This is a genomic window from Hydrogenophaga sp. FW305-3-2-15-A-LB1 (genome assembly GCF_058787875.1).
This window is the reverse complement of the sequence record NZ_JBYTAE010000032.1, coordinates 21,854-41,513: the sequence shown is the minus strand read 5'-3', so window position 1 is coordinate 41,513 and position 19,660 is coordinate 21,854. Positions and strand designations below refer to the sequence as shown.

Annotated in this window: 21 protein-coding genes; all 21 read right to left on the bottom strand. The window is 63.3% G+C overall.

Going from position 1 to position 19,660, the window contains the following annotated elements; genetic code table 11:
• Positions 1-427 precede the first annotated feature (427 nt).
• Positions 428-1,711: a hypothetical protein gene (locus AC3WPZ_RS11955; protein WP_492439723.1), complete on the bottom strand. Its 1,284-nt coding sequence runs from the start codon at positions 1,709-1,711 to the stop codon at positions 428-430.
• Complete coding sequence (locus AC3WPZ_RS11950; RefSeq protein WP_492439721.1) at positions 1,711-2,943, bottom strand: lipopolysaccharide biosynthesis protein; 1,233 nt, start codon at positions 2,941-2,943, stop codon at positions 1,711-1,713. Before AC3WPZ_RS11950 ends, AC3WPZ_RS11955 begins: the two co-directional genes overlap by 1 nt.
• 100 nt (positions 2,944-3,043) lie before the next feature.
• On the bottom strand, positions 3,044-4,108 hold the full coding sequence (pseI, locus tag AC3WPZ_RS11945; protein ID WP_492439719.1) for a pseudaminic acid synthase: 1,065 nt from the start codon (positions 4,106-4,108) through the stop codon (positions 3,044-3,046).
• Positions 4,105-4,620, bottom strand: a complete 516-nt coding sequence (gene pseH / locus AC3WPZ_RS11940; RefSeq protein WP_492439717.1) for a UDP-4-amino-4,6-dideoxy-N-acetyl-beta-L-altrosamine N-acetyltransferase — start codon at positions 4,618-4,620, stop codon at positions 4,105-4,107. The genes pseI and pseH overlap by 4 nt, the downstream gene beginning before the upstream one ends.
• A complete protein-coding gene (pseG, locus tag AC3WPZ_RS11935) occupies positions 4,617-5,663 on the bottom strand; it encodes a UDP-2,4-diacetamido-2,4,6-trideoxy-beta-L-altropyranose hydrolase (RefSeq protein WP_492439715.1) in 1,047 nt (348 codons plus the stop codon). The genes pseH and pseG overlap by 4 nt, the downstream gene beginning before the upstream one ends.
• Positions 5,664-5,667: 4 nt before the next feature.
• Positions 5,668-6,954, bottom strand: coding sequence for an aminotransferase class III-fold pyridoxal phosphate-dependent enzyme (locus AC3WPZ_RS11930; protein ID WP_492439713.1), 1,287 nt, complete (start codon positions 6,952-6,954; stop codon positions 5,668-5,670).
• Between the two features lie 36 nt (positions 6,955-6,990).
• The gene (locus AC3WPZ_RS11925; RefSeq protein WP_492439711.1) at positions 6,991-7,533 is read right to left on the bottom strand and encodes a GNAT family N-acetyltransferase; all 543 of its coding nucleotides are present in this window, start codon (positions 7,531-7,533) and stop codon (positions 6,991-6,993) included.
• Positions 7,533-8,324 (bottom strand): imidazole glycerol phosphate synthase subunit HisF, encoded by a 792-nt coding sequence (hisF, locus tag AC3WPZ_RS11920; protein WP_492439709.1) that lies wholly within the window; start codon positions 8,322-8,324, stop codon positions 7,533-7,535. The genes AC3WPZ_RS11925 and hisF overlap by 1 nt, the downstream gene beginning before the upstream one ends.
• Positions 8,318-9,001 carry an imidazole glycerol phosphate synthase subunit HisH gene (gene hisH, locus AC3WPZ_RS11915; RefSeq protein WP_492439707.1) on the bottom strand — a complete coding sequence of 228 codons (684 nt, stop codon included), beginning with the start codon at positions 8,999-9,001 and terminating at the stop codon, positions 8,318-8,320. Before hisH ends, hisF begins: the two co-directional genes overlap by 7 nt.
• Positions 8,977-10,170, bottom strand: coding sequence for an N-acetyl sugar amidotransferase (locus AC3WPZ_RS11910; protein ID WP_492439705.1), 1,194 nt, complete (start codon positions 10,168-10,170; stop codon positions 8,977-8,979). The genes hisH and AC3WPZ_RS11910 overlap by 25 nt, the downstream gene beginning before the upstream one ends.
• Positions 10,167-10,934, bottom strand: a complete 768-nt coding sequence (locus AC3WPZ_RS11905) for a cytidylyltransferase domain-containing protein (protein WP_492439703.1) — start codon at positions 10,932-10,934, stop codon at positions 10,167-10,169. Before AC3WPZ_RS11905 ends, AC3WPZ_RS11910 begins: the two co-directional genes overlap by 4 nt.
• Positions 10,931-11,779 (bottom strand): aldo/keto reductase, encoded by an 849-nt coding sequence (locus tag AC3WPZ_RS11900; protein WP_492439744.1) that lies wholly within the window; start codon positions 11,777-11,779, stop codon positions 10,931-10,933. Before AC3WPZ_RS11900 ends, AC3WPZ_RS11905 begins: the two co-directional genes overlap by 4 nt.
• 2 nt (positions 11,780-11,781) lie before the next feature.
• Positions 11,782-12,954 carry a UDP-4-amino-4,6-dideoxy-N-acetyl-beta-L-altrosamine transaminase gene (gene pseC, locus AC3WPZ_RS11895; RefSeq protein WP_492439701.1) on the bottom strand — a complete coding sequence of 391 codons (1,173 nt, stop codon included), beginning with the start codon at positions 12,952-12,954 and terminating at the stop codon, positions 11,782-11,784.
• 3 nt (positions 12,955-12,957) lie between these two features.
• Positions 12,958-13,965 carry a UDP-N-acetylglucosamine 4,6-dehydratase (inverting) gene (gene pseB, locus AC3WPZ_RS11890; RefSeq protein ID WP_492439699.1) on the bottom strand — a complete coding sequence of 336 codons (1,008 nt, stop codon included), beginning with the start codon at positions 13,963-13,965 and terminating at the stop codon, positions 12,958-12,960.
• A gap of 38 nt (positions 13,966-14,003) precedes the next feature.
• Entirely contained in the window at positions 14,004-14,555 is a 552-nt protein-coding gene (rfbC, locus tag AC3WPZ_RS11885) for a dTDP-4-dehydrorhamnose 3,5-epimerase (RefSeq protein ID WP_492439742.1), read from the bottom strand.
• Between the two features lie 2 nt (positions 14,556-14,557).
• Positions 14,558-15,454 carry a glucose-1-phosphate thymidylyltransferase RfbA gene (rfbA, locus tag AC3WPZ_RS11880; protein ID WP_492439697.1) on the bottom strand — a complete coding sequence of 299 codons (897 nt, stop codon included), beginning with the start codon at positions 15,452-15,454 and terminating at the stop codon, positions 14,558-14,560.
• A 7-nt stretch (positions 15,455-15,461) separates the two neighbouring features.
• Complete coding sequence (gene rfbD, locus AC3WPZ_RS11875; RefSeq protein ID WP_492439695.1) at positions 15,462-16,343, bottom strand: dTDP-4-dehydrorhamnose reductase; 882 nt, start codon at positions 16,341-16,343, stop codon at positions 15,462-15,464.
• Positions 16,344-16,349: 6 nt separating this feature from the next.
• On the bottom strand, positions 16,350-17,264 hold the full coding sequence (locus tag AC3WPZ_RS11870) for a Wzz/FepE/Etk N-terminal domain-containing protein (protein ID WP_492439693.1): 915 nt from the start codon (positions 17,262-17,264) through the stop codon (positions 16,350-16,352).
• Positions 17,261-18,361: a dTDP-glucose 4,6-dehydratase gene (gene rfbB, locus AC3WPZ_RS11865; RefSeq protein WP_492439691.1), complete on the bottom strand. Its 1,101-nt coding sequence runs from the start codon at positions 18,359-18,361 to the stop codon at positions 17,261-17,263. The genes AC3WPZ_RS11870 and rfbB overlap by 4 nt, the downstream gene beginning before the upstream one ends.
• Positions 18,362-18,463: 102 nt before the next feature.
• Positions 18,464-18,670 carry a zinc-finger domain-containing protein gene (locus AC3WPZ_RS11860; protein ID WP_382322817.1) on the bottom strand — a complete coding sequence of 69 codons (207 nt, stop codon included), beginning with the start codon at positions 18,668-18,670 and terminating at the stop codon, positions 18,464-18,466.
• Between the two features lie 10 nt (positions 18,671-18,680).
• Positions 18,681-19,631, bottom strand: a complete 951-nt coding sequence (locus AC3WPZ_RS11855; protein WP_291116073.1) for a branched-chain amino acid transaminase — start codon at positions 19,629-19,631, stop codon at positions 18,681-18,683.
• Between the last annotated feature and the right edge of the window lie 29 nt (positions 19,632-19,660).

Genomic DNA, 19,660 nt, shown 5'->3' with positions numbered 1-19,660 from the left:
ACCAGCTGTGAGCGCCAGCAGCAGGCTCACGCTCACAGCGGCGGCGATATCCCGTCCCAGGGGCGACCACCCCAGGTAGAGCAGGAGATTGATGACGGGTATGTGCACAAGGTAGAGTCCGTAGAAAAGGTCGTTGCGCTGGATGAAGGAGGCCACAACGCCCCGCTTAAGCTGGTTTGGGAAGGCGGCTTTCAGAACCACTAGGGCGAGCACGCCGAGGGCCAGTGGATGGGTGGCGTTACTGGCATTGGCTTGATACTCCCCGATGAGCGTCTTGAAGACCCCGTAGAGTGCCAGCCAGACAACCCAGAGCCGCTTCGCATCCTTGATCCAATGTAGAGCCGGGGCAGTGACGACACGTACAACAGGTTGAACAGAAACTGACGGTTGAACCGATTGGGCCCGATGGCCTGGATTTGCAGTGGACTCATGAAAGCTTCGTCATGTCGACAGGGGCTTGGAGCCCCCGGGCCATCTCATTCAGGAGCCGTGCATAGCATTCGTCGTCGCGCTGTTGGGTGGGCGGCAGTTTGGGCAGGCGCAGCGAGTCTGAAATCCACGCCTTGATGTCTTGCCCGACGTCGTCGACGAGCGTGACCATTCCCATGGTCCTGTAGGTCGAGTAGTACGCTGACCATTGTCCGCCTTCCCGCAACTCGGGGTCGAGCAAGGCGGAGCGTATGCCCAGCATCGCCGCTTCGATGCATGAAGAGCTGTTCCAGCAGATGTGAAGGTCGGTCATGCGCAGCACGGCGGGCAGGGGCGCCTCGGTGGCGGCTCGCCAATCCGCGTGGCCCTTCAGTTCACGCTCAAAGAACCCTGGAAAGCGGTCTCCTTCATGTGTGGCAAAGCCATTGACCTGGTTGGGGTGCAGGCGCAGCATCCAGCGGTATTGGCTGGAGGTCTGCTGGATGACCTTGCACAAGGCGTCGGTGATGAAGCCGTTGGGGATGTCCACCGTGCCCCATGACAGGGTCACCAGAATGGTCGGTTTCTCATCGCCCTGCGGCGATGCGGCTGAAAAGCGGGTCAGGGCATCCTGCACCAAGCCATCGTCTGGCGACGATTGGATGAAACGGCTCAGCCAGCGGTTGCCCACCACGTGTACCTCGGGGCCCGAAGACCCCGCCCAGCTCTGGATCACGTCAGCGCTTTCCTGATCCCATACAAGGAAGGCCGAAGGCAACTGCTCGCGCGGATCGTCGCGACGAAACGCGGCCCCGTACCACGGGTGCGCCTGTCCGATGACGCCGTGTTGTACATCGGCCACCCACACGCCCAGCTCGTGGCAGGCGCTGCACATTTCCCGCGAGGGCTGAATGGCCAGCGCGAAACGCGCACCCGTGGCCAGCAGCACGTCGCGCCAGACCGCGCGCTCCTGGTGAGAGAACGGATATGTCTTGCGGCGAAGCAGGCCCTTGAGCCGTTTTCCGATCAGCGCGCGCGCGAAACCGCCCTCCGGGGAAAGAACCACTCCGTAGGCCTTGTCTCCCTTGATCTCCGAGATGACGCGGGCCACGCTGACACAAGGCACGTTTCGCGCACGCAGATCGTCCTCGAGGGTGTCGATCATGGGGGCATACCATTTCCCCGCATGCCGGTAGCTGCGATCGGTATCGTGGGCGACGGTGAGCACCCGCACCTTGGGGTACGCGACACGGTCGATCCGCCAGATGTCGCGAAGGATCTTCTTCAACAGTTTGCGGTCCATCAGGCGGTCGCTCCACATACCAACAGGATCAGGCAGGCCAACGCAGGGCCTTCCCAGCGCAACTCGGTGCCCCAGCGCTTGTGTGCGATCCACCACACAGCGAGCGAACGGATCCCCATCATCAGTGCGTAGCCCACGTAGAGGCCCCACACGCCCAGCCACTGCATGGCCGCCAGCCAAACCAAGACCCCCGCTGCAGTGGACCACGTCAACACCTGCATCAGCGAATCTCCGGCTCCGTGCACGACGAACAGATTCTGAGCGTGCCACCAGGGGATTGAGAGCGCGTAGCCGGCGAAAAGCCACAGCAGACCATGTCGGATGGCGGTGTAGCTGGAGAGGTTGCCCCCCCCGAGTTCCAGGGCCGGCGTCAGGCCATAAAACAGCGCGACCGCAACCGCACTCACCACCAGGCCCAGCGCGAGGTAGTAGCGCTTGCATTTGTCCTCGACTTCTCTGGGCGGCCGTGAGCGGATGAGGTCGTAATGCCGGGGGCTCCAGACCTGGTTCATGGCATTGGCCGCGATCTGCGTGACGGCAGCCAGGGTGAAGGCCAGCGTGTACTGCGCAACGACCTCACTTGAAAACCACCGGTCGATGATCCAGAGGTTTCCATAGCCACTCATCCACATCATCAAGCCCACCACCAGGTACGGGGTGTTCTGGCGCAACCCCCTTCCCAGTGGCGGTGCGGGCGAGGTGTCGGCGCTGATTCGGGCGCGCGCGAGAACCGCGGCCAACGCTACACCGGCGCCCACCGCGTATCCCAGAAAAAAGGCGCCATTGTCCGGCCGCCATACCACGGCCGCCCAGGCGCCCAGCGTTCCGATGGCGGGTACGCCAGCCCCGAAAATCAGGGACGTCCTGTGGTCGTGATCGAGCCGCGCGAGGCTGGCCCACAGCAAAGCCAGGGCGGTGATGCTGCCGCCGGCCAACGCCCACAGGGACTCGTGAAACTGCAAGGTCGAACTGCTGGGAACGGCAAACATGGCGATGATGGTCACCAATGCCAACCCCCCTGTTTGAACCGCGAAAAGGTTGCGGGGAGTGCCAAGCCAAGCGGTGCGGTCAGTGCCCAGCGGGCCGGACGCACTGTGTCGCTGGGCCACGACCTGCTCCACGATGCCTGCCGTCACCAGGGTCGAAAATCCGGTCTGAACGGCGTACAGCAGACCGAAGGCGGCGTACTGCTCCGTGCTGAGCACGCGAGCGAGCCACAGCATCAGCAGCATGATGAGGCCCTTCTGGGCCAGTGACGCTCCAGCGTACAACGTGCTGTAAACCGCGAAGCGACGGACCGAGTCCGTCGCTCGTGTGGTGACTTGAGAGGAATTACTCACGCGACACCAGCACGTCCCAGGTGACAGGTGTGTTGGCGGCCACGGCAGTGCGGGTGCGACTGCCCAGCACCCTATCGAGCAGCTTGGGGGCCAGCCCAAAGCCGGGTCTGACGCTGCGCACCGCGTCCGGGGTGACCACAGCGCCAGCTGCCAGCGCCTTGACGAAGTACAAGGAGCGCCGGAATTGCGCATTGCCTTGTTCGCTTGACTTGCGCCCGTAGTCGACTTGGCCCAGCGCGCGCCATGCCGTTTTCGCCCCCTTGCACAGGGCTTCCATCTCGGCTGGTTGCAACGAGAAACTGTCGTCAGGGCCACCGCCATCACGGTCGAGCGTGAAGTGCTTTTCGATCACCGATGCGCCCATGGCGACGCTGGCGATGGCGGTGGTGTTGTCCAGGGTGTGGTCCGACAACCCTGTCACCAGTCCGAAACGGTCGATCAGATCGGGGATGGTTCTGAGGTTGTAGTCCTCGGCAGGCGCGGGGTAGCCACTGACGCAGTGCAATATTGAGAGTTGGCGGCATCCGCCAGAACGCGCTGCCTCGATGGCCTCCTCGATTTCCTCCGCGTCGGCCATGCCGGTTGAAATGATCATCGGCTTGTTTTTGGACGCAACATAGCGAATGAGCGGAAGGTCGACCGCCTCGAACGAGGCGATCTTGTAGGCGGGCGCACCCAGGCTCTCCAGCAGGTCGACCGCCGTGGCGTCAAAAGGCGAGCTGAAGAGCGTGATTCCGATGGCCGCCGCGTGGTCGAACAAGGGGCGATGCCAGTCCCAGGGCAGGTGCGCTTCTTCGTACAGGTCAAAGAGCTTGCGGCCGTGCCAAAGACCGCCCTGAATGATGAATTCGGGGGCGTCGGAATCCAGCGTGATCGTGTCGGCACGGTAGGTCTGGATCTTGGCCGCATCGGCCCCCGCTGCCTTGGCGGCATCGAGCAGGGCGATTGCGGTTTCGAGCTTGCCGTTGTGGTTGGCGGAAAGCTCAGCGATCACGTACGGCGGGTGAGCGGCGCCAATAGGGCGGCCAGCGATTTCAATCTCGGGGTGTTGTTTCATCTCTCTGCCTCTTTGACGGACCACTCGGAACGCAGCAGCCCGAAATTGCACACGTCCAAACGCTCTTCGCCATCGAAATGGTGTTCGCGCAGGCGGCCTTCCAACTGGAAACCAAGCGCCAGGTGCATGCGGATCGATCGCTCGTTGGATGCCAGAGTCGAACCACTGAGCTTGTGCCAGCCCAGAACCTGGAAGGCATGGTGGATTGCGGCCGCGCCCAGAAGCCTGCCGCAGCCTCGGGCGGCCTCGGGCGCAGCGTAGAAGCCCCACTCCCCCGCACCCTGTCCGCGGCGTTCATGCAGCTGGACGAATCCTGAGGGGCGGCCATCGATCTCGAAAATCATCAGATGGCGCAACGGGTCTTTCTCATGCCGGGCGAACCAGGCATGGTGGTCCTCCGTGGCGATCTCCTGCGGATCGAACATGTGGCGTCGTACATCCGGGTGGTTCCGCCAGGTCAGAACCTGGTCGAGATCCGCCTGGGTCATCGGGCGAACGGAAGTGGCGGTCATCGAAGGCCTTCGTTCATGAGCAGTGCCACCCGGCTCGCACCTTCACCGTCGCACACGCGGCTGGACTGCTGCGAAATAGGTTGGCGGATGTCGATGGCTTGCAGCTGTTGCCAGGCCTCGATCAACGGGGTGTCGCTGCCACCGAGGGTGCCGATGTAGTGAACGGCGCCGACCCTGTCCAGTGCCATGGAGCCGGGTACCTGGTTGTCGGCAACGGCGACGCAGATGGTGGGCAGACCCAGGATGCAGCGTTCGAGCGCGGAAACGCCGCCGGCGCCGATGGCCAGATCCGCGTCGCACATGAGCTGGGCCATGGACCGCGTATCCACATGCAGGCGGGTGGGCACACGCATCGTTGCGAGCCGGGATCGGATTTGGTCGATATGTGGTGCGTGCCTGCCCAATACGACGTCGATGAACGACGGCATGGCCCCCCCCTGGGTGTTCACGGCGGTCAGCACCCGGTCGGTGTGGTTGTCCCGATCAACCCCTCCCATGCTCACGAGCAATCGCAAGGGAGGGGTTGACCGATCGCGTCGCGCGATGGCCGTGTCTCTGAGTGCCCGAAAAGAAGGCGCCATCAGTGCGTACTGAGGGCCAAGGAGGCGCTGTGTCGCCAGTGGGAGCAGCGACGCATAGTGATCCGGCGTTCGGCCTGCGTTCTGGTCCAGCAGCACGTCGCAGTGGTGCGGGCGGTTGGCCAGATCGTCCACCACCAGCTGGCGAGCTGCCATCCCCCGAACTTGGTCTTCCCAGGTCTTGTCGAGCCCGTAGTGGTCGATCACCAGCCAGTCAAACAAGGCCTTGCCGCGAACGGCGTCAAGCACCGGTTGTGCGTCGGTAACGGCTCCGGCGCTGGACAGCAGCGTCGCGCGATGCCCGTTCTCGATGACCCAGTCCGCCAGATGGCCCGGCTCTTCGCGCATAAGAAATTCACTGCGCCAGCCCGCCTGTGCGAGCGCATTGGCGAGCACCACGCAGCGCATGACATGCCCCGTGCCAATCTGCAGCGAGGCATCGACGCGGAAGACGGCCTTAGGCATTCAGTTATCGCACCTTGAACAAAGGCACGAGGGGCTGGCATTTCAGGCTGTTCGCGAGGGTGCCGCTGTCGAGTGTGCGTCCAATCATTGGCAGCACCTCGGTGTACACCGCCAGCAGTCGGTCGATATCCGCGTCGCTGTGAGCGTAGTTGACGTTGTGGGTACCGACCGACAGAATGCCGCGCGCAAGCAGTTCCTGCATCCACAGTGTTTTGATCTCGAACGATGTGGCACCCCGTGCGTTCTGGATGTTCATGAAACTCCAGGTGGGGTGGCCGCTGACATGGAAAATGTCACCGAGCTTGTGGGCTTCAATGAGCGCCGTGCTCTCTTTGATGATGCGTTCGCCCACGGCCGTCAGGCGTTCGAGAACAGGTTCGCGCGACAATTTCGTCAGTGTGGCCCGGGCCGCCGCCAGCGAGAGCGTTTCGCCACCAAAGGTGAACGAAAAGAAGACCTCTTCCATCAGGCGCATAACCTCGCGTCGACCCGTCACCGCTGAAACTGGATAGCCGTTGGCCAGGCCCTTGCCAAACGTGGCCAGATCGGGAGTCACGTCGAAAAAGGCCTGCGCGCCGCCTTTGTGAAAGCGAAAACCCGTGATGGTCTCATCGAAGATCAGCAGGGCACCGTGCGCATGGGCGAGATCGCGCACGCGGTTGAGGAACTCGCTGGTGGGATACGCCACGTTCATCGGCTCCAGAACCACGGCGGCGAACTCGCCGGGATGTGCGGACAGCAACTTCTCGAGGCTGGCCGCATCATTGAAGGCAAATGGGTGGGTTAGGTCCCGCACTGCCTGCGGAACGCCGCGGTGGCGTGCCGTTGAACCGATGTACCAGTCCTGCCAGCCGTGGTAACCGCAGGTCGCGACACGGTCCCGGGCCGTAAAGGCACGCGCCACCCGCACCGCGCCAGAAGTTGCGTCGGAGCCGTTCTTGCCAAACCGCACCATCTCGGCGCAAGGCACCATCTGGCAGATCAGTTCGGCCACTTCGGTTTCGATGGGGTGGGGCAGCGAAAAGATGATGCCTTCTTCCAGTTGTGCCTTGACCGCTGCGTCGACATCTGGATCCTTGTAGCCAAGCGTCACGGAGGCAAGGCTGCTGACGAAATCGATGTACTCGTTGCCGTCCAAGTCCCATGTCCGCGAACCTTGCGCCCGCTGCATGAAGAAGGGCGAGACACCGTGCGGGTACTGCGTCCGGCTTTTGCTGAAGGTCTGGCTACCGAGCGGGATGACCTTTTCGGACCGTGCCAGCATGGTTTCAGAGTGGTGATAGCGGTGCATGGTTGCCTTGGAGGGTGGGTGGTGGAGGGGAGAAACTCAGCGCAGGAGATGGCCCATCTGAATCAGATCCTCGGACTGACCGTCGAGCAGAAACTGGGCGGGTCGCCCGCCTTCCACGGCGAATCCTGCCGAGGTGAAGGCCTTGACACTGCCTGCGTTGGAGGCATAGCAGCCTGCGGTGAGCTTGCGCAAGCCGAGTTCGTGCCGGGCGATGTCCACGACGCAGGCGATCGCCGCGCGTGCAAATCCCCGTCCCCAGGAGGCGGGCTCTCCCAGCAGGATGCCCACGTCGCCGGTGCCGTGATGGGCGTCGATGGGTCCAAGCTTGATGTTGCCGATGTGCGCGGCCCCCATGGCATGGGCGCGGATGCCCCAGAAGAGGGTGTTCGGGTCTGTGCGGCAGTTCTCGACGAAGTTACAGGTGCTGGCGATATCGTGGCGGGTGAAGCGGCTTTCCAGAAACCGATTGACTTGGGGATCATTCAGCCAATCGACATAGGGAGCGCCGACGTGCGAGGCATCCAGCAGGAACACCTCAACCTTGTCGTTTTTCCAGCGGGGGGAGGCAGGCAGCAGCATCACGTTTCCATGCGAATGGGTATCAAGGCGTTGCGGATGTGAGCGCGGGCTTGCATGGGGTTCTGATCCCTGAGGGAGAAGAAGGTGCCGGCGGCCACACCTTCGGCACCACCGCCCAGGAAGCCTTCCACGAAATGCTCCGCCCGTCCGCAGCCACCCGACAGGATCACGGGCACCTTGACGGATTGCGACACCTCGCAGCCGGCTTGCCAACTCAAGCCCAGGCCGGAGCCATCGCGTTCGACGTCACACAGGAGGAGCTCTCCGGCGCCGCGGTCAACCGCCTCCATGGCCCAGTCTTTCAGGGATCGGGGCGCCGACCAGCAAGCCGACGGATCGTGGACCCAGGCCAGGCCCTGGTCGTCCACCTTGTAGTCGATCGACACGACGACGCATTGGCCGCCGAGTTCTCGGGCGGCCGAAGTTATCAGCTCCGGCTCGTTCATGGCGGCCGTATTGATGCTGATCTTGTCCGCTCCGCGCGACAGCAGCAGCCCAAAGTCCTTCACGGAGGAAACCCCGCCGCCCACACACAGAGGCATGAACGTCTCACTGGCCAGCCGTTCGATCAACCCGAGGGTGACCTCGTCGTCGCGAATGGGCGTTCTGTCGATGTTCAGGACGATCAGTTCGTCGGCCAGCTGCGCTTCGTAGATCTTGGCCTGCGACACGGGATCGCCGACATCGATGGCGCGAGAAAAACCCTTGGTGGTCACCAGCACCGGGCGGATCTGAGGGCCCAGACGGCGATGCTGGATCAGCAGCTTGGGGATCAGGCGCTTTTTCAGCATGCGGTCCGCTCTGCTTGAACGTTCAGGAATCCGGCCAGAAGGCGCAGGCCCGCCGTCTGGCTCTTCTCGGGGTGGAACTGCGCCGCCACAATGGACCCCATCGAAATGAGCGCCGGGAACGAGCGGCCATGCCAGCAGGTGCCCACCACCGATCCGTGTTCGACGCCGGTGAAAGCGAACGAATGGTCGAAGTAGAAGTCGGCGGCTTCTCCCGCCTTGAAATCACCGAATGCGGATTGGAAGGACACCGTGTTCCAGCCCACATGGGGCACGCGACATCCCTGGACATCGTCCGGCAGGCGTTCGACGGTGCCACCGAACCAGCCGAGGCCGCTCTGGTGACCCAACTCCTCGCTCCAGCGGGCCATGAGCTGCATGCCGACGCAAATGCCCATCAGGGGCCGCCGGTCATGGATGGCCCACTTTTCCACTACGGGAAGCAGCCCGCTCTCGCGCAGCTTGGTGGCGCAATGTCCGAACGCGCCCACACCGGGCAACAAAAGATGCGTCAACGGTTCAATCTGGGCGATGTCCTTGACAACGGTCACCCTGGCGTCCAGATGCAGCAAGGCGTTGACGATGGACAGTACGTTGCCGGCCTGGTAGTCGATGATCCCCACGTGCGGGGTGCGGTTCGGGGTCGCCACGGTCTTCACATGGCCTTGCGGGCGCGCCATTGCTCCATGATCTCGTTCACGTCGATGCGCGCCATGGCGCCATCCCGATTCCACCGGTCGTAGTCGCGCGTGCGCTCGCCCGGTTTCGTGCTGGCGGGGTCGTGCACATAGGGCGAGACCTGGTGGCTCATCGCGACCTCCAGGAACTCCTTTTCGCTCAAGCCGACGAATTCGAGGAACAGGTCCAGGCTGGGGGGGCGGCGTCCTTCGTAGGTGTCGACGAGGTGTTGCCCCTCTTCCTTGCTCATGCGGTCGTTGCGCACGTCGAGGGCCACGAGGTGGGTCGGGCGCGAATAGCCGCGTTTGATGTACTTGATGTAGTCCCGCACGCCCTGCATGTAGCACTCGATCTTTTCGTACTGGTACTGGGGCGGCACGTTCTCCACCTGATCGCCTTGCCAGCCGAGCTCTCGCTGGATGATTTCGGACTGCGTCTTGACGTCCCACGGGATATAGGAGCCCAGACACACCGAACGGTAGTTCAGCGCACGCAGATCCTTGAGCGGCGGGTAGGAGTAAGGCTTGAGATCCCGCAGATCGACGTTGCCGCCCAACCGAACGAACATGTCGTCCGCGCTGATGCCTAGATTGACATAGCGGTTGAAGCGCTTTTCGTCCACCTCTTCCTTTTGCCCGTAGCTGAAGTACGCCGTGTACTCGGCCGAGGGCTCACCCCAGAAGATCAGCGGAACTTGTTTCTCCAGCGCGGTCCACATGGGGTACGAGAAGATGCCCGTATGGCAATGCCAGCAGAAGTCGCCCTTTTCCAGGAAGGATTGCAGCATCAGGCGTTGCACGACCTTCCAGTTTGGCGTGAAGCTGAGCATGTCGACCCCGAGGTGTCGAATGGTCTTCTTGACGTTCTCGTCCAGATTGGGGCGCAGGAAACCGTGGTCGAAGCGCACGACCAAGGGTTTGACCCCGAACTCCTTGACGAGGTAGTAGAGCGTCCAGGTACTGTCCTTTCCTCCGCTGAAGGGGACGATGCAGTCATAGGCAAACTTGCCGCGGTGCTCTTCGATCAGCTCACCAAGCGCCTTTTTGTTGGCCGTCCAGTCGATGGCGTCCTTCTTGTACTCGTGCTGCCGGCAGATGTTGCACACGCCGTGGTCGTCAAAGGCGATGGTCTCGTGGGTTTCGGGCAGTCCGCATCGGGTGCAGCGTTTCATAGTGGGCTCCTGGTGGCTGATTCTTGGCGCAACGAGATATCGAGGCCCTCGTTGCGGGGGTGGGAATTGGTCGTCAACAGCTCGGGCATCGCGCCGAGTTCGCGCAGGCAGTCGTACAGGTCTGCTTCAACGGGCGAGGCCAGGCGATCGACAACATGGCGAACAACGCGCAGGTCGTCGGGATAGTCGACGGTCAGCCGTATGGCCGACATGTCGCACGGAGCGCGCAGGTTCCAGCGCCGCAGGCCAGCGGCGTCCGAGCGCATCCACAGGGTCACGTGTTCTCGTTCCGGGCCGCGCTGTGCCATTCGGTGGGTCTGGGCGAGCGTGTCGGCCAGAAAACACTCGATGTCCAGGCCATCAGGGAAGGTCGGCGGATCCACGTTGGACGCGTACTGGGCGGCGCTTTCTTCGAGGCCGGCCATCAAGGCATCGATCAGCTGCGGATCCACCAGCGGGCAGTCACCGGTAAGTCGCACGTAGGCTGCTGCCGGGTATTGCTGTGAAGCGGACACGAATCGCCCGAGCACATCCTGCAGGCTGCCCCGGTGATAGGGGATGCCCGCACGCTCCAGCACCTCGACCAGGGGATCGTCGCTGGCTTCCGTGCTGGTGATCACCACCACTTGCCCGATGCGCCGGGCGCGGCGCACGCGCGCCACCATGAATTCGATCAGCGTCGTTCCGCCCAGCGGTGCCACGACCTTGTGGGGGAAGCGGGAGCTGGAGCAGCGTGCCTGGATAAACGCGGTGGCTTCAATCATTTGGGCCTCCAACGCCGGGGGTCGATGATGTCGGGTGAGTTCTCTCGCAAGGCGTCTGCCGGCAAGGGTGAGCTGTCCGCCCAAGCTTGCGCAATCTCCGCCAGCTGCTGCGCGCTGTCAACGCCGATGAGGCAATGGGTGACATTCTGGAACGATTGCACCACGGAGAGGGCCCCCACAACAGGGGTGAGCGCCCGATGGCGCAGCCAGGTGTGCCAGCGCTGGAGTGCCGGCGCCGCAGCGGGCAGCCGAGCCATGGCCTGTTCGGCGGGCATGAGCAACAGGCCCTGCAGGAAGCAGGATCTCAGATGGACCTGCGGCGTGCCAATGGCATGCTGGTCCACTTGCTGATCCCAGGCATTGCCCGGCAGTTGCACGAAATCCATCGCATGCTGCTGGTGCAGTGCCGCCAATTCATGCGCACCGTAGCCGGAACAACCCAGGCGAATCCCCTGCTGGGCGCACCATTGCCTGGCGATGGACCAGCGATGGGTGCCGCTTTTGCCGTGGAGGTCGGCCGCGTTGTGAAACAAGACCCCTTCCAGCCGGTTTCCCAGGCGCTGCCGGCTTCGTTCCAGCGACATGAGAACGCTGTCGTTGTCCGGCGGGTCTGCGGCGGGGGTGCTCCCACCGAGCTTTGTGACCACCTTGTAGTCCAGTCCACCGCACAGCGCGTCCAGTCGCGCCTCGATGTCCCCGTAGGCCGGCGCCGTGTCGAGCAGCCGGATGCCGCTGTCCCAGGCCATCTTCAGGATGGACCGGATCTCGGCGTCCGACACCCTGCTGTCCCGCCCGGCAATGCCATAGGGGAGGCCGAACTGAACCGTGCCTAGAACCAGCTGCATGCTCAACGACGCGGTGGCGTGAGGGCGGTTTTCAGCACTTCGACCACGCGCTCCTGCTGCTGATCGCTCAGTGCGGGAAAGAGAGGAAGCGATATCGCGCGCTGGTAGTAGCGCTCCGCCATCGGGAAGTCACCGGGTTTGAATCCCAGCCGGCGGTAGTAGGGCTGCAGATGGATCGGAATGTAGTGCACGTTCACCCCGATGGCCGCAGCCCGCATCTGTTCGAACACGGTACTGCGGTTTGCCGGGGACCCATCGCCGAGCTCGATCGCGTACAGATGCCAGGAGCAGACTCGGTCGTCGCTGCGCGGCGGCAGGCGCAGGGGAAGGCCTTGCAGCAAGTCGTCGTAGCGGTCGGCCAGGCGGGTGCGCGCCTCTCTCCACTTCGGCAGCCGCTTCAGCTGCGACAGGCCGAGAGCGGCCTGGATGTCCGTGATGCGGCAGTTGAAGCCCAGGGTGTGCTGCTCGTAGTACCAGGGACCGTCCGCCGGATGCTCATAGAGCGACGTGTCGCGCGTGATGCCGTGCGTGCGAAGCAGGCGGAGTTGTTCCGCAATGTCCCGCGACTGGGTGGTGACCAAACCGCCTTCGCCCGTCGTGATGATCTTCACCGCGTGAAAGCTGAAGACGGAAACGTCCGCGAAACGGCTGCCGATCGGCGCGCCATCGAACGATGCGCCAGTCGCATGCGAGGCATCCTCAAGCACCTTGAAGCCAAAGCGGTTCGCCAGAGAGGACAGGGCATGCATGTCACACGCAAAGCCTGCGAAGTGCACGGGAATGACCACGTCGGGCAGGTTGCCAGCACGCTGCGCTGCCTGTAGCTTGTGTTCGAGTTGCCGCATGCACATGTTGCGGCTCGCTGGGTCGATGTCGACGAAGTCGACCGTGGCGCCGCAGTAGAGCGCGCAATTGGACGAGGCAACAAAACTGTTGGGCGTTGTCCATACTCGCGAACCGAGGCCCACGCCCAGGGCGAGGCAGGCGATGTGCAGCCCGGATGTCGCGTTGTTCACGGCCACGCCGTGTTCGCAGCCCTGCAGCGCGGCGAACGCTGACTCGAACTCGGCAATGCGCGGACCTTGGGTCAGAAAGTCTGCGCGCAGGGCAGACGTTACCGCGTCGATGTCCGCGGCATCGATGTCCTGGCGGCTGTAGGGAATGAATTCAGACATGGTTCAAACCACTGGATTCAGCACATGGGCGTTGATCAGATCGCGCAGCGCGTCCACAGACAGGAATTCGGGGTTGGAGCCGCTGTCGTAGGCAAATCCCGGTTCGACCCTGCGGCCCTGGAAGGGCTCGCAGTAGCGCTCCATCTCGATCGAGCCTGAGGTGGGCAGGATGGCGTAGTAGCGGCCGATGTCGGCGGTGTTGAAGCTGTCGCTCGCCGTGATCATCTCTTCGTGAATCTTCTCGCCCGGGCGGATGCCCACGATCTCCTGACGACATTCCGGCGCGATCGCGCTGGCCACGTCGGTGATGCGGTAGGACGGAATCTTGGGCACCAGCACCTCACCGCCGAGGGCGTGCTCGATGGACCACAGCACCATGTCCACGCCTTCCTGCAGCGAGATATTGAAGCGCGTCATCCGCGCATCGGTGATGGGGAGCACGCCCGTCTTGCGGCGCTCCAGGAAGAAGGGAATGACGGAGCCCCGGCTGCCCATCACGTTGCCATACCGCACGACACTGAACCGGATGTCGCGGCGACCGCGGATGTTGTTCGCCGCGACAAACAGTTTGTCCGAGCACAACTTCGTGGCGCCGTACAGGTTGATGGGGGCCGCCGCCTTGTCGGTCGACAGGGCGACCACGCGCTTGACGCCGGCATCCAGACACGCCTCGATCAGGTTCTGAGCCCCGAGCACGTTGGTCTTGATGCATTCGAACGGGTTGTACTCGGCGGCCGGAACCTGCTTGAGTGCCGCTGCGTGGACCACCACGTCCACGCCCTCCAGCGCGCGCCGCAAGCGCGCCTCGTCTCGGATATCGCCGATGAAATAGCGCAATCCCGGGTATTCGCTGTCGGAGAAGGCCTGTTGCATTTCGAACTGCTTGAGTTCGTCGCGGGAGTAAATGACGAGTCGCTTCACACGGGGATACCGGGTGAGCACGGTCTTGACGAACGCTTTGCCGAAGGAGCCAGTTCCGCCGGTGATCAGAATGGAGGTGTCGTTGAGCATGTTGGGGTTATAGATGGTCTTGGGCAATGGCAGGAACGTCAGGCAGGATGGCGCTGCAACTCACCTAGGGCGTGGCCGCGTGCATCCTTGGGGGAGAGAGTCGGTGACCCATTGATGGGCCACTCGATACCGACAGCAGGATCGTTCCATGCCAGCACCCCTTCTTGTGCAGGGGAGTAATAGTCGCTGGCCTTGTAGAGGAAGTCCGCCGAGTCGCTCAACACCAGGTAGCCATGCGCAAAACCCGGGGGAATCCACAACTGACGCTGATTATCCTCGGAGATCACAATCCCGATCCATTTTCCGTGCGTGGCCGATGCGGGTCGTATGTCCACCGCGACATCGAAGACAGAGCCGCGCGTCACGCGCACGAGTTTGCCTTGCTCGCAGGGCGCGCGCTGGAAATGCAGGCCGCGCAACACCCCCCGGCCGCTGCGGCTGTGGTTGTCCTGCACGAAGTTCACCTGGAAGCCCGTGGCCTCCTGAAAGGCCCTCTGGTTGAAGCTTTCCATGAAAAAGCCTCGCTCATCCCCGAATACTTTGGGCTCCAGGATGAGCACACCGGGCAACGCTGTTTCGATCACGGTCAGGGTCATGGCCATTTCCCCGCGTTTTGCTCGCGCAGCAGGCTCAGCATGTACTGGCCATACCCGTTCTTGCCCAGCGGTTCGGCAAGCCTGTGCAGTTGCCCATCGTCGATCCACCCATTCCGCCAGGCGATCTCTTCGGGGCAGGCGATCTTGAGCCCTTGCCGCCGTTCAAGGGTGGCAATGTACTGACCGGCATCGAGCAAGCTGTCATGGGTCCCGGTGTCGAGCCAGGTGTAGCCGCGTTTCATGATCTGCACATTCAGCTGACCGCGGCGCAGGTAGTCTTGATTGACCGACGTGATTTCCAGCTCGCCGCGTCCGCTGGGCTTGACCGCTCGGGCAACGTCCACCACATGGCTGTCGTAGAAATAAAGACCGGTAACCGCATAGTTGCTGAGCGGTTCGGCGGGCTTCTCTTCGATGCTCTGGGCCTTTCCCTGGGCATCAAAGGCCACCACGCCGTAGCGCTCAGGATCGTTCACGTGGTAGGCGAACACGGTAGATCCCGATGTCTGCTCGTCGGCATTCCGAAGCAGGGTGGCGAAATCATGCCCATAGAACAGGTTGTCGCCCAGGATCAGGGCGCAGGGTTTGTCGCCGAGGAAGCTCGCGCCGATGATGAATGCCTGCGCGAGCCCGTCCGGGCTGGGCTGCACCTCGTATTGAAGGTGGAGACCCCACGCGCTGCCGTCGCCGAGCAGTTGCTGGAAACGAGGCGTGTCCTGCGGCGTGCTGATGATCAGCACTTCCCGGATGCCCGCCAGCATCAAGGTGCTGAGCGGGTAGTAGATCATCGGTTTGTCGTAGACCGGCAGCAGTTGCTTGCTGATGGCCAGCGTGGCGGGGTGAAGACGGCTGCCCGAACCGCCTGCAAGGATGATGCCTTTGCGCTGTGTCATGTGGCCCTCAGAGAATTTCTTCGAGCGTTCGCCGCACGCCGGTTTGCCAGTCGGGAAGATGCAACCCGAGAGTATGGCGCAAGCGGTGGGTGTCCAGCCGCGAATTGAGTGGGCGTCGGGCGGGCGTCGGATAGGCCGATGTCGGTATGGCGGTGATCGTCCGGGTCTTGGTCTGCAATGTGGGTTGCAGAGTCCGGGCGGTTTCCAGGATGAAGCGGGCGTATGCGTGCCAGCTGGTTTCCCCCCCCGCGGCCAGATGGTACGTGCCCCTGACGGAGGCATCGCGCAGAGCGCGTTCGATCAAATAGGCGGTGACATCTGCGATCAGCTCGGCCCCGGTGGGGGCACCCACTTGGTCATCGACCACATTCAGTTCTTCCCTTTCCTGTATCAGCCGCACCATCGTCCTCAGGAAATTCCCACCGCGCGCCGCGTACACCCAGCTTGTCCGAACGATCAGATGTTCGGCTCCACTGTCGCGGATGGTCAACTCTCCGGCGGCCTTGGTCTGGCCGTACGCATTGATGGGATTGGTGGGGTCAGACTCTCGCCATGGTGTGGTGCCGGCGCCGTCGAACACATAGTCGGTGCTGAAGTGCACCAGCAACGCGCCAATCCGACGTGCTTCCTGTGCCAGCACCCCAGGCGCCTGCGCATTGATCGTGGTGGCGTGGTGGGATTCGCCCTCGGCGCGGTCCACCGCTGTGTAGGCGGCCGCATTGATGAGCACCGCCGGTTGATGCAGACGGATCAGATGCCGGATGTGGTCGTGGTCGTTGAGGTCCGCCGCGGACCTGCCCAATGCGACCAGAGGGCCCAGCGGCGCGAGGCTGCGCTGGAGCTCCCAGCCCACCTGTCCGTTGGCACCCAGCAAAAGCAGTTTGACCATGGCGGCTTAGCGTTTGCCGAGGTAGCGGGCCGTCAACGCTTTCCAGCGCGCGTGGTTGCTGGGAGACACGGTCACGCTTCTGTACGAGCGGCGCATCAGCGCAAAAACAGCCACCACGAAGCCCCCACCGATTGCGGCCATCACGACTGCGATCGTGCGCGAGGAGCCCGGGGCGGGGGTCGCAAGGCTCGGGCCTTGGCTCATTGACCGTTCGGACAGTGCCTCGAGCCGGGCCCGCCCGACCGTCAATGTTTCAAGCCGGCTTTGGCCGACGTCGAATTGGTGCTGCACCGTTGTCGTGTAGGCGATATTCATGGCCTCTGCATTGGCCAGGCTTCCAAACTCCGCGGGACTCAGCGCCTCCTTCATGAAGGTTTGGAGCTTCTGATGGGTAAGCTTCAGCGCCACCAGTTGATCCCGCAGTGCCTTGACCTCCGCATCGACCTGTTTGAGACGTTCATCCACCAGCTTGGACCGTTGGTGTGCTGCATGAAGGATCGCAGAAGCGAGCTGCTGCGCCTGCTCCGGTGTGCGTGCGGCTACCCGCAGCTTGAAAGAGCCATCGGCACGAGCGGGCGAGAGGGTCATGGGCTCAGCGGGCAGTTGCGAGGCCTCGATGCCCGTGCGTTCCAGTGCTTCGGCCATCACAGCCGGTGCAGCGAGTAGCGCAGGGAGGTTGAGTATGGCGTCGTTCAGGGCCTTGAGCGTGGCGTCTTCTCCCCTGAACGGAAGGTCCGGCGATGGACTGACCACCACGACGCTTTCGTAGCGAGTCGGCGCGAGGAAAGTGGCCCCGAGTGCAAGGCCGCCAGCCAGCACGGCACCCGCCAAAATCAGCCATGCGCTTTCGGCCAGCGTCAGCAGCACATCAAGCAGGTCAATGGAGCTTGCGTCCGGGGAGATGTTGGAAGATTCGTTCATTTGGGGTCGATGGAGGGTGGTTGATCGGAGGTGGACAAGGGCGCTCCATATTGCGTCTGCACCCACTGCCGATAAGCCCCGCTCTGCACGTGCGCCACCCAGTCGGCGTGGTCCAGGTACCACTGCACGGTCTTGCGGATGCCGGTCTCGAAGGTCTCAGCCGGCTTCCAGCCGAGATCCGCTTCCAGTTTGCGCGCGTCGATGGCATAGCGGCGGTCGTGCCCAGGGCGGTCCTTCACGTGCGTGATCTGCGCGGTGTACGAGCCACCGCCGGCGCGTGGGCGCAGTTCGTCGAGCAGGGCGCAGATGGTGTGCACGATCTCGATGTTGGGTTTCTCGTTCCAGCCACCCACGTTGTAGGTCTGGCCCGGCGTGCCGGCGTCGAGCACGCGGCGGATCGCGCTGCAGTGGTCTTTCACGTACAGCCAGTCGCGCACCTGCAGGCCGTCGCCGTACACCGGCAGGGGTTTGCCCGCGAGCGCGTTGACGATCATGAGCGGGATCAGCTTCTCGGGGAAATGGTAGGGGCCGTAGTTGTTGCTGCAGTTCGTGGTGACCACTGGCAGGCCGTGCGTGTGGTGCCAGGCGCGCACCAGGTGGTCGCTCGCGGCCTTGCTGGCCGAGTAGGGGCTGTTGGGTTCGTAGGCGTGGGTCTCGGTGAAGGCGGGCGCGTCGGGCGCCAGGCTGCCATACACCTCGTCGGTGCTCACATGCAGGAAGCGGAAGGCGGCTTTGTCGGCGTCGGGCAGGCCGCTCCAGTGGGCGCGCACCGCTTCGAGCAGGCGGAAAGTGCCGACGACGTTCGTTTGGATGAAGTCTTCCGCACCGTGAATGGAGCGATCCACGTGGCTCTCGGCGGCGAAGTGGATCACCGCGCGCGGCCGGTGGTCGGCCAGCAGGCGGGTCAGCAGGGCGTGGTCACCGATGTCACCCTGGACGAACACGTGGCGTGCATCGTCCTGCAGGCTGGCCAGGGTTTCCAGGTTGCCGGCATAGGTGAGCTTGTCGAGGTTGATGACGGGCTCGTGGTGGAGCGCCAGCCAGTCGAGCACGAAGTTGGCGCCGATGAAGCCGGCGCCACCAGTGACGAGAATCATCGGTTATCCCTTGGGTGTTGGTCTGTAGGCACCATTCAGGTGCACTCTGCCCACCGCATTATCTTCGGTCTCCCGGGGCTTCCGGGCGACCGCCCTGTTCCATTAGTGACCGTGTGAAACGGTCTCGCCCGCCTTCAGGCGGTACACCGTGCCGCAATACGGGCATTTCGCCTCACCCGTGACAGCCACGTCTAGGTAGACCTTGGGGTGGCTGTTCCACAGCTTCATGTCGGCCAGCGGACTGGGGCAGAACACGCCGCCATGGGCGTTGAGGTCGGAGGCCTTGAGTTCGACGGCTGCTTTGCTCATGGCGTGTTCCTCAGACCTTGGCCAGCCAGTGGGCGTACTTGGGGTTGCGGCCGTTGACGATGTCGAAGAACGCGCTCTGGATCTTCTCGGTGATTGGGCCGCGGCTGCCCACGTAGTCGCCCTTGCCCAGCTCGATGCGGTCGAGTTCGCGAATCGGGGTGACTTCGGCCGCGGTGCCGGTGAAGAAGGCCTCGTCGGCGATGTAGACCTCGTCGCGGGTGATGCGCTTCTGCACGATCTCCAGGCCCAGGTCCTTGGCGATGTGGAACACCGTGTTGCGGGTGATGCCGTTGAGCGCGCCGGCCGAGAGGTCGGGCGTGTAGATCACGCCGTTTTTCACCACGAAGATGTTTTCGCCGGCGCCTTCGCTCACGAAGCCGCTGGAGTCCAGCAGCAGGGCCTCGTCGTAGCCCTCGTCGGTGGCCTCCATGTTGGCCAGGATGGAGTTGCTGTAGTTGCTCACCGCCTTGGCCTGCGTCATGGTGATGTTGACGTGGTGGCGGGTGTAGCTGCTGGTCTTCACGCGGATGCCGCGCTTGAGGCCTTCGTCGCCCAGGTAGGCGCCCCAGGCCCAGGCCGCGACCATCAGGTGGATGGTGTTGCCCTTGGGCGACACGCCCAGCTTCTTGTCGCCGATCCAGGTCAGCGGGCGCAGGTAGCAGCTCTCGAGCTTGTTCTCGCGCACCACGGCCTTCTGGGCCTCGTTCACCTCGTCCTGCGTGAACGGGATCTTCATGCGCAGGATCTTGGCGCTGTTGAACAGGCGCTCGGTGTGTTCCTCGAGCCGGAAGATCGCGGTGCCACCCTGGGTGTTGTAGGCGCGCACGCCCTCGAAGGCGCCACAGCCGTAGTGCAGGGTGTGGGTCAGCACGTGGATCTTGGCGTCGCGCCAATCCACCATCTGGCCGTCCATCCAGATCTTGCCGTCGCGGTCGGACATCGAGGGAACGATGGGGCTCATGTGGGGGTCCTTGGGTTGTTCGTGGGGCA

Coding starts and splice junctions, on each gene's coding strand:
- AC3WPZ_RS11955 (WP_492439723.1), bottom strand. CDS start 1,711: ATGGACCGCAAACTGTTGAAGAAGATCCTTCGCGACATCTGGCGGATC.
- AC3WPZ_RS11950 (WP_492439721.1), bottom strand. CDS start 2,943: ATGCTGCTGATGCTGTGGCTCGCTCGCGTGCTCAGCACGGAGCAGTAC.
- pseI (WP_492439719.1), bottom strand. CDS start 4,108: ATGAAACAACACCCCGAGATTGAAATCGCTGGCCGCCCTATTGGCGCC.
- pseH (WP_492439717.1), bottom strand. CDS start 4,620: ATGACCGCCACTTCCGTTCGCCCGATGACCCAGGCGGATCTCGACCAG.
- pseG (WP_492439715.1), bottom strand. CDS start 5,663: ATGCCTAAGGCCGTCTTCCGCGTCGATGCCTCGCTGCAGATTGGCACG.
- AC3WPZ_RS11930 (WP_492439713.1), bottom strand. CDS start 6,954: ATGCACCGCTATCACCACTCTGAAACCATGCTGGCACGGTCCGAAAAG.
- AC3WPZ_RS11925 (WP_492439711.1), bottom strand. CDS start 7,533: ATGCTGCTGCCTGCCTCCCCCCGCTGGAAAAACGACAAGGTTGAGGTG.
- hisF (WP_492439709.1), bottom strand. CDS start 8,324: ATGCTGAAAAAGCGCCTGATCCCCAAGCTGCTGATCCAGCATCGCCGT.
- hisH (WP_492439707.1), bottom strand. CDS start 9,001: ATGGCGCGCCCGCAAGGCCATGTGAAGACCGTGGCGACCCCGAACCGC.
- AC3WPZ_RS11910 (WP_492439705.1), bottom strand. CDS start 10,170: ATGAAACGCTGCACCCGATGCGGACTGCCCGAAACCCACGAGACCATC.
- AC3WPZ_RS11905 (WP_492439703.1), bottom strand. CDS start 10,934: ATGATTGAAGCCACCGCGTTTATCCAGGCACGCTGCTCCAGCTCCCGC.
- AC3WPZ_RS11900 (WP_492439744.1), bottom strand. CDS start 11,779: ATGCAGCTGGTTCTAGGCACGGTTCAGTTCGGCCTCCCCTATGGCATT.
- pseC (WP_492439701.1), bottom strand. CDS start 12,954: ATGTCTGAATTCATTCCCTACAGCCGCCAGGACATCGATGCCGCGGAC.
- pseB (WP_492439699.1), bottom strand. CDS start 13,965: ATGCTCAACGACACCTCCATTCTGATCACCGGCGGAACTGGCTCCTTC.
- rfbA (WP_492439697.1), bottom strand. CDS start 15,454: ATGACACAGCGCAAAGGCATCATCCTTGCAGGCGGTTCGGGCAGCCGT.
- rfbD (WP_492439695.1), bottom strand. CDS start 16,343: ATGGTCAAACTGCTTTTGCTGGGTGCCAACGGACAGGTGGGCTGGGAG.
- AC3WPZ_RS11870 (WP_492439693.1), bottom strand. CDS start 17,264: ATGAACGAATCTTCCAACATCTCCCCGGACGCAAGCTCCATTGACCTG.
- rfbB (WP_492439691.1), bottom strand. CDS start 18,361: ATGATTCTCGTCACTGGTGGCGCCGGCTTCATCGGCGCCAACTTCGTG.
- AC3WPZ_RS11860 (WP_382322817.1), bottom strand. CDS start 18,670: ATGAGCAAAGCAGCCGTCGAACTCAAGGCCTCCGACCTCAACGCCCAT.
- AC3WPZ_RS11855 (WP_291116073.1), bottom strand. CDS start 19,631: ATGAGCCCCATCGTTCCCTCGATGTCCGACCGCGACGGCAAGATCTGG.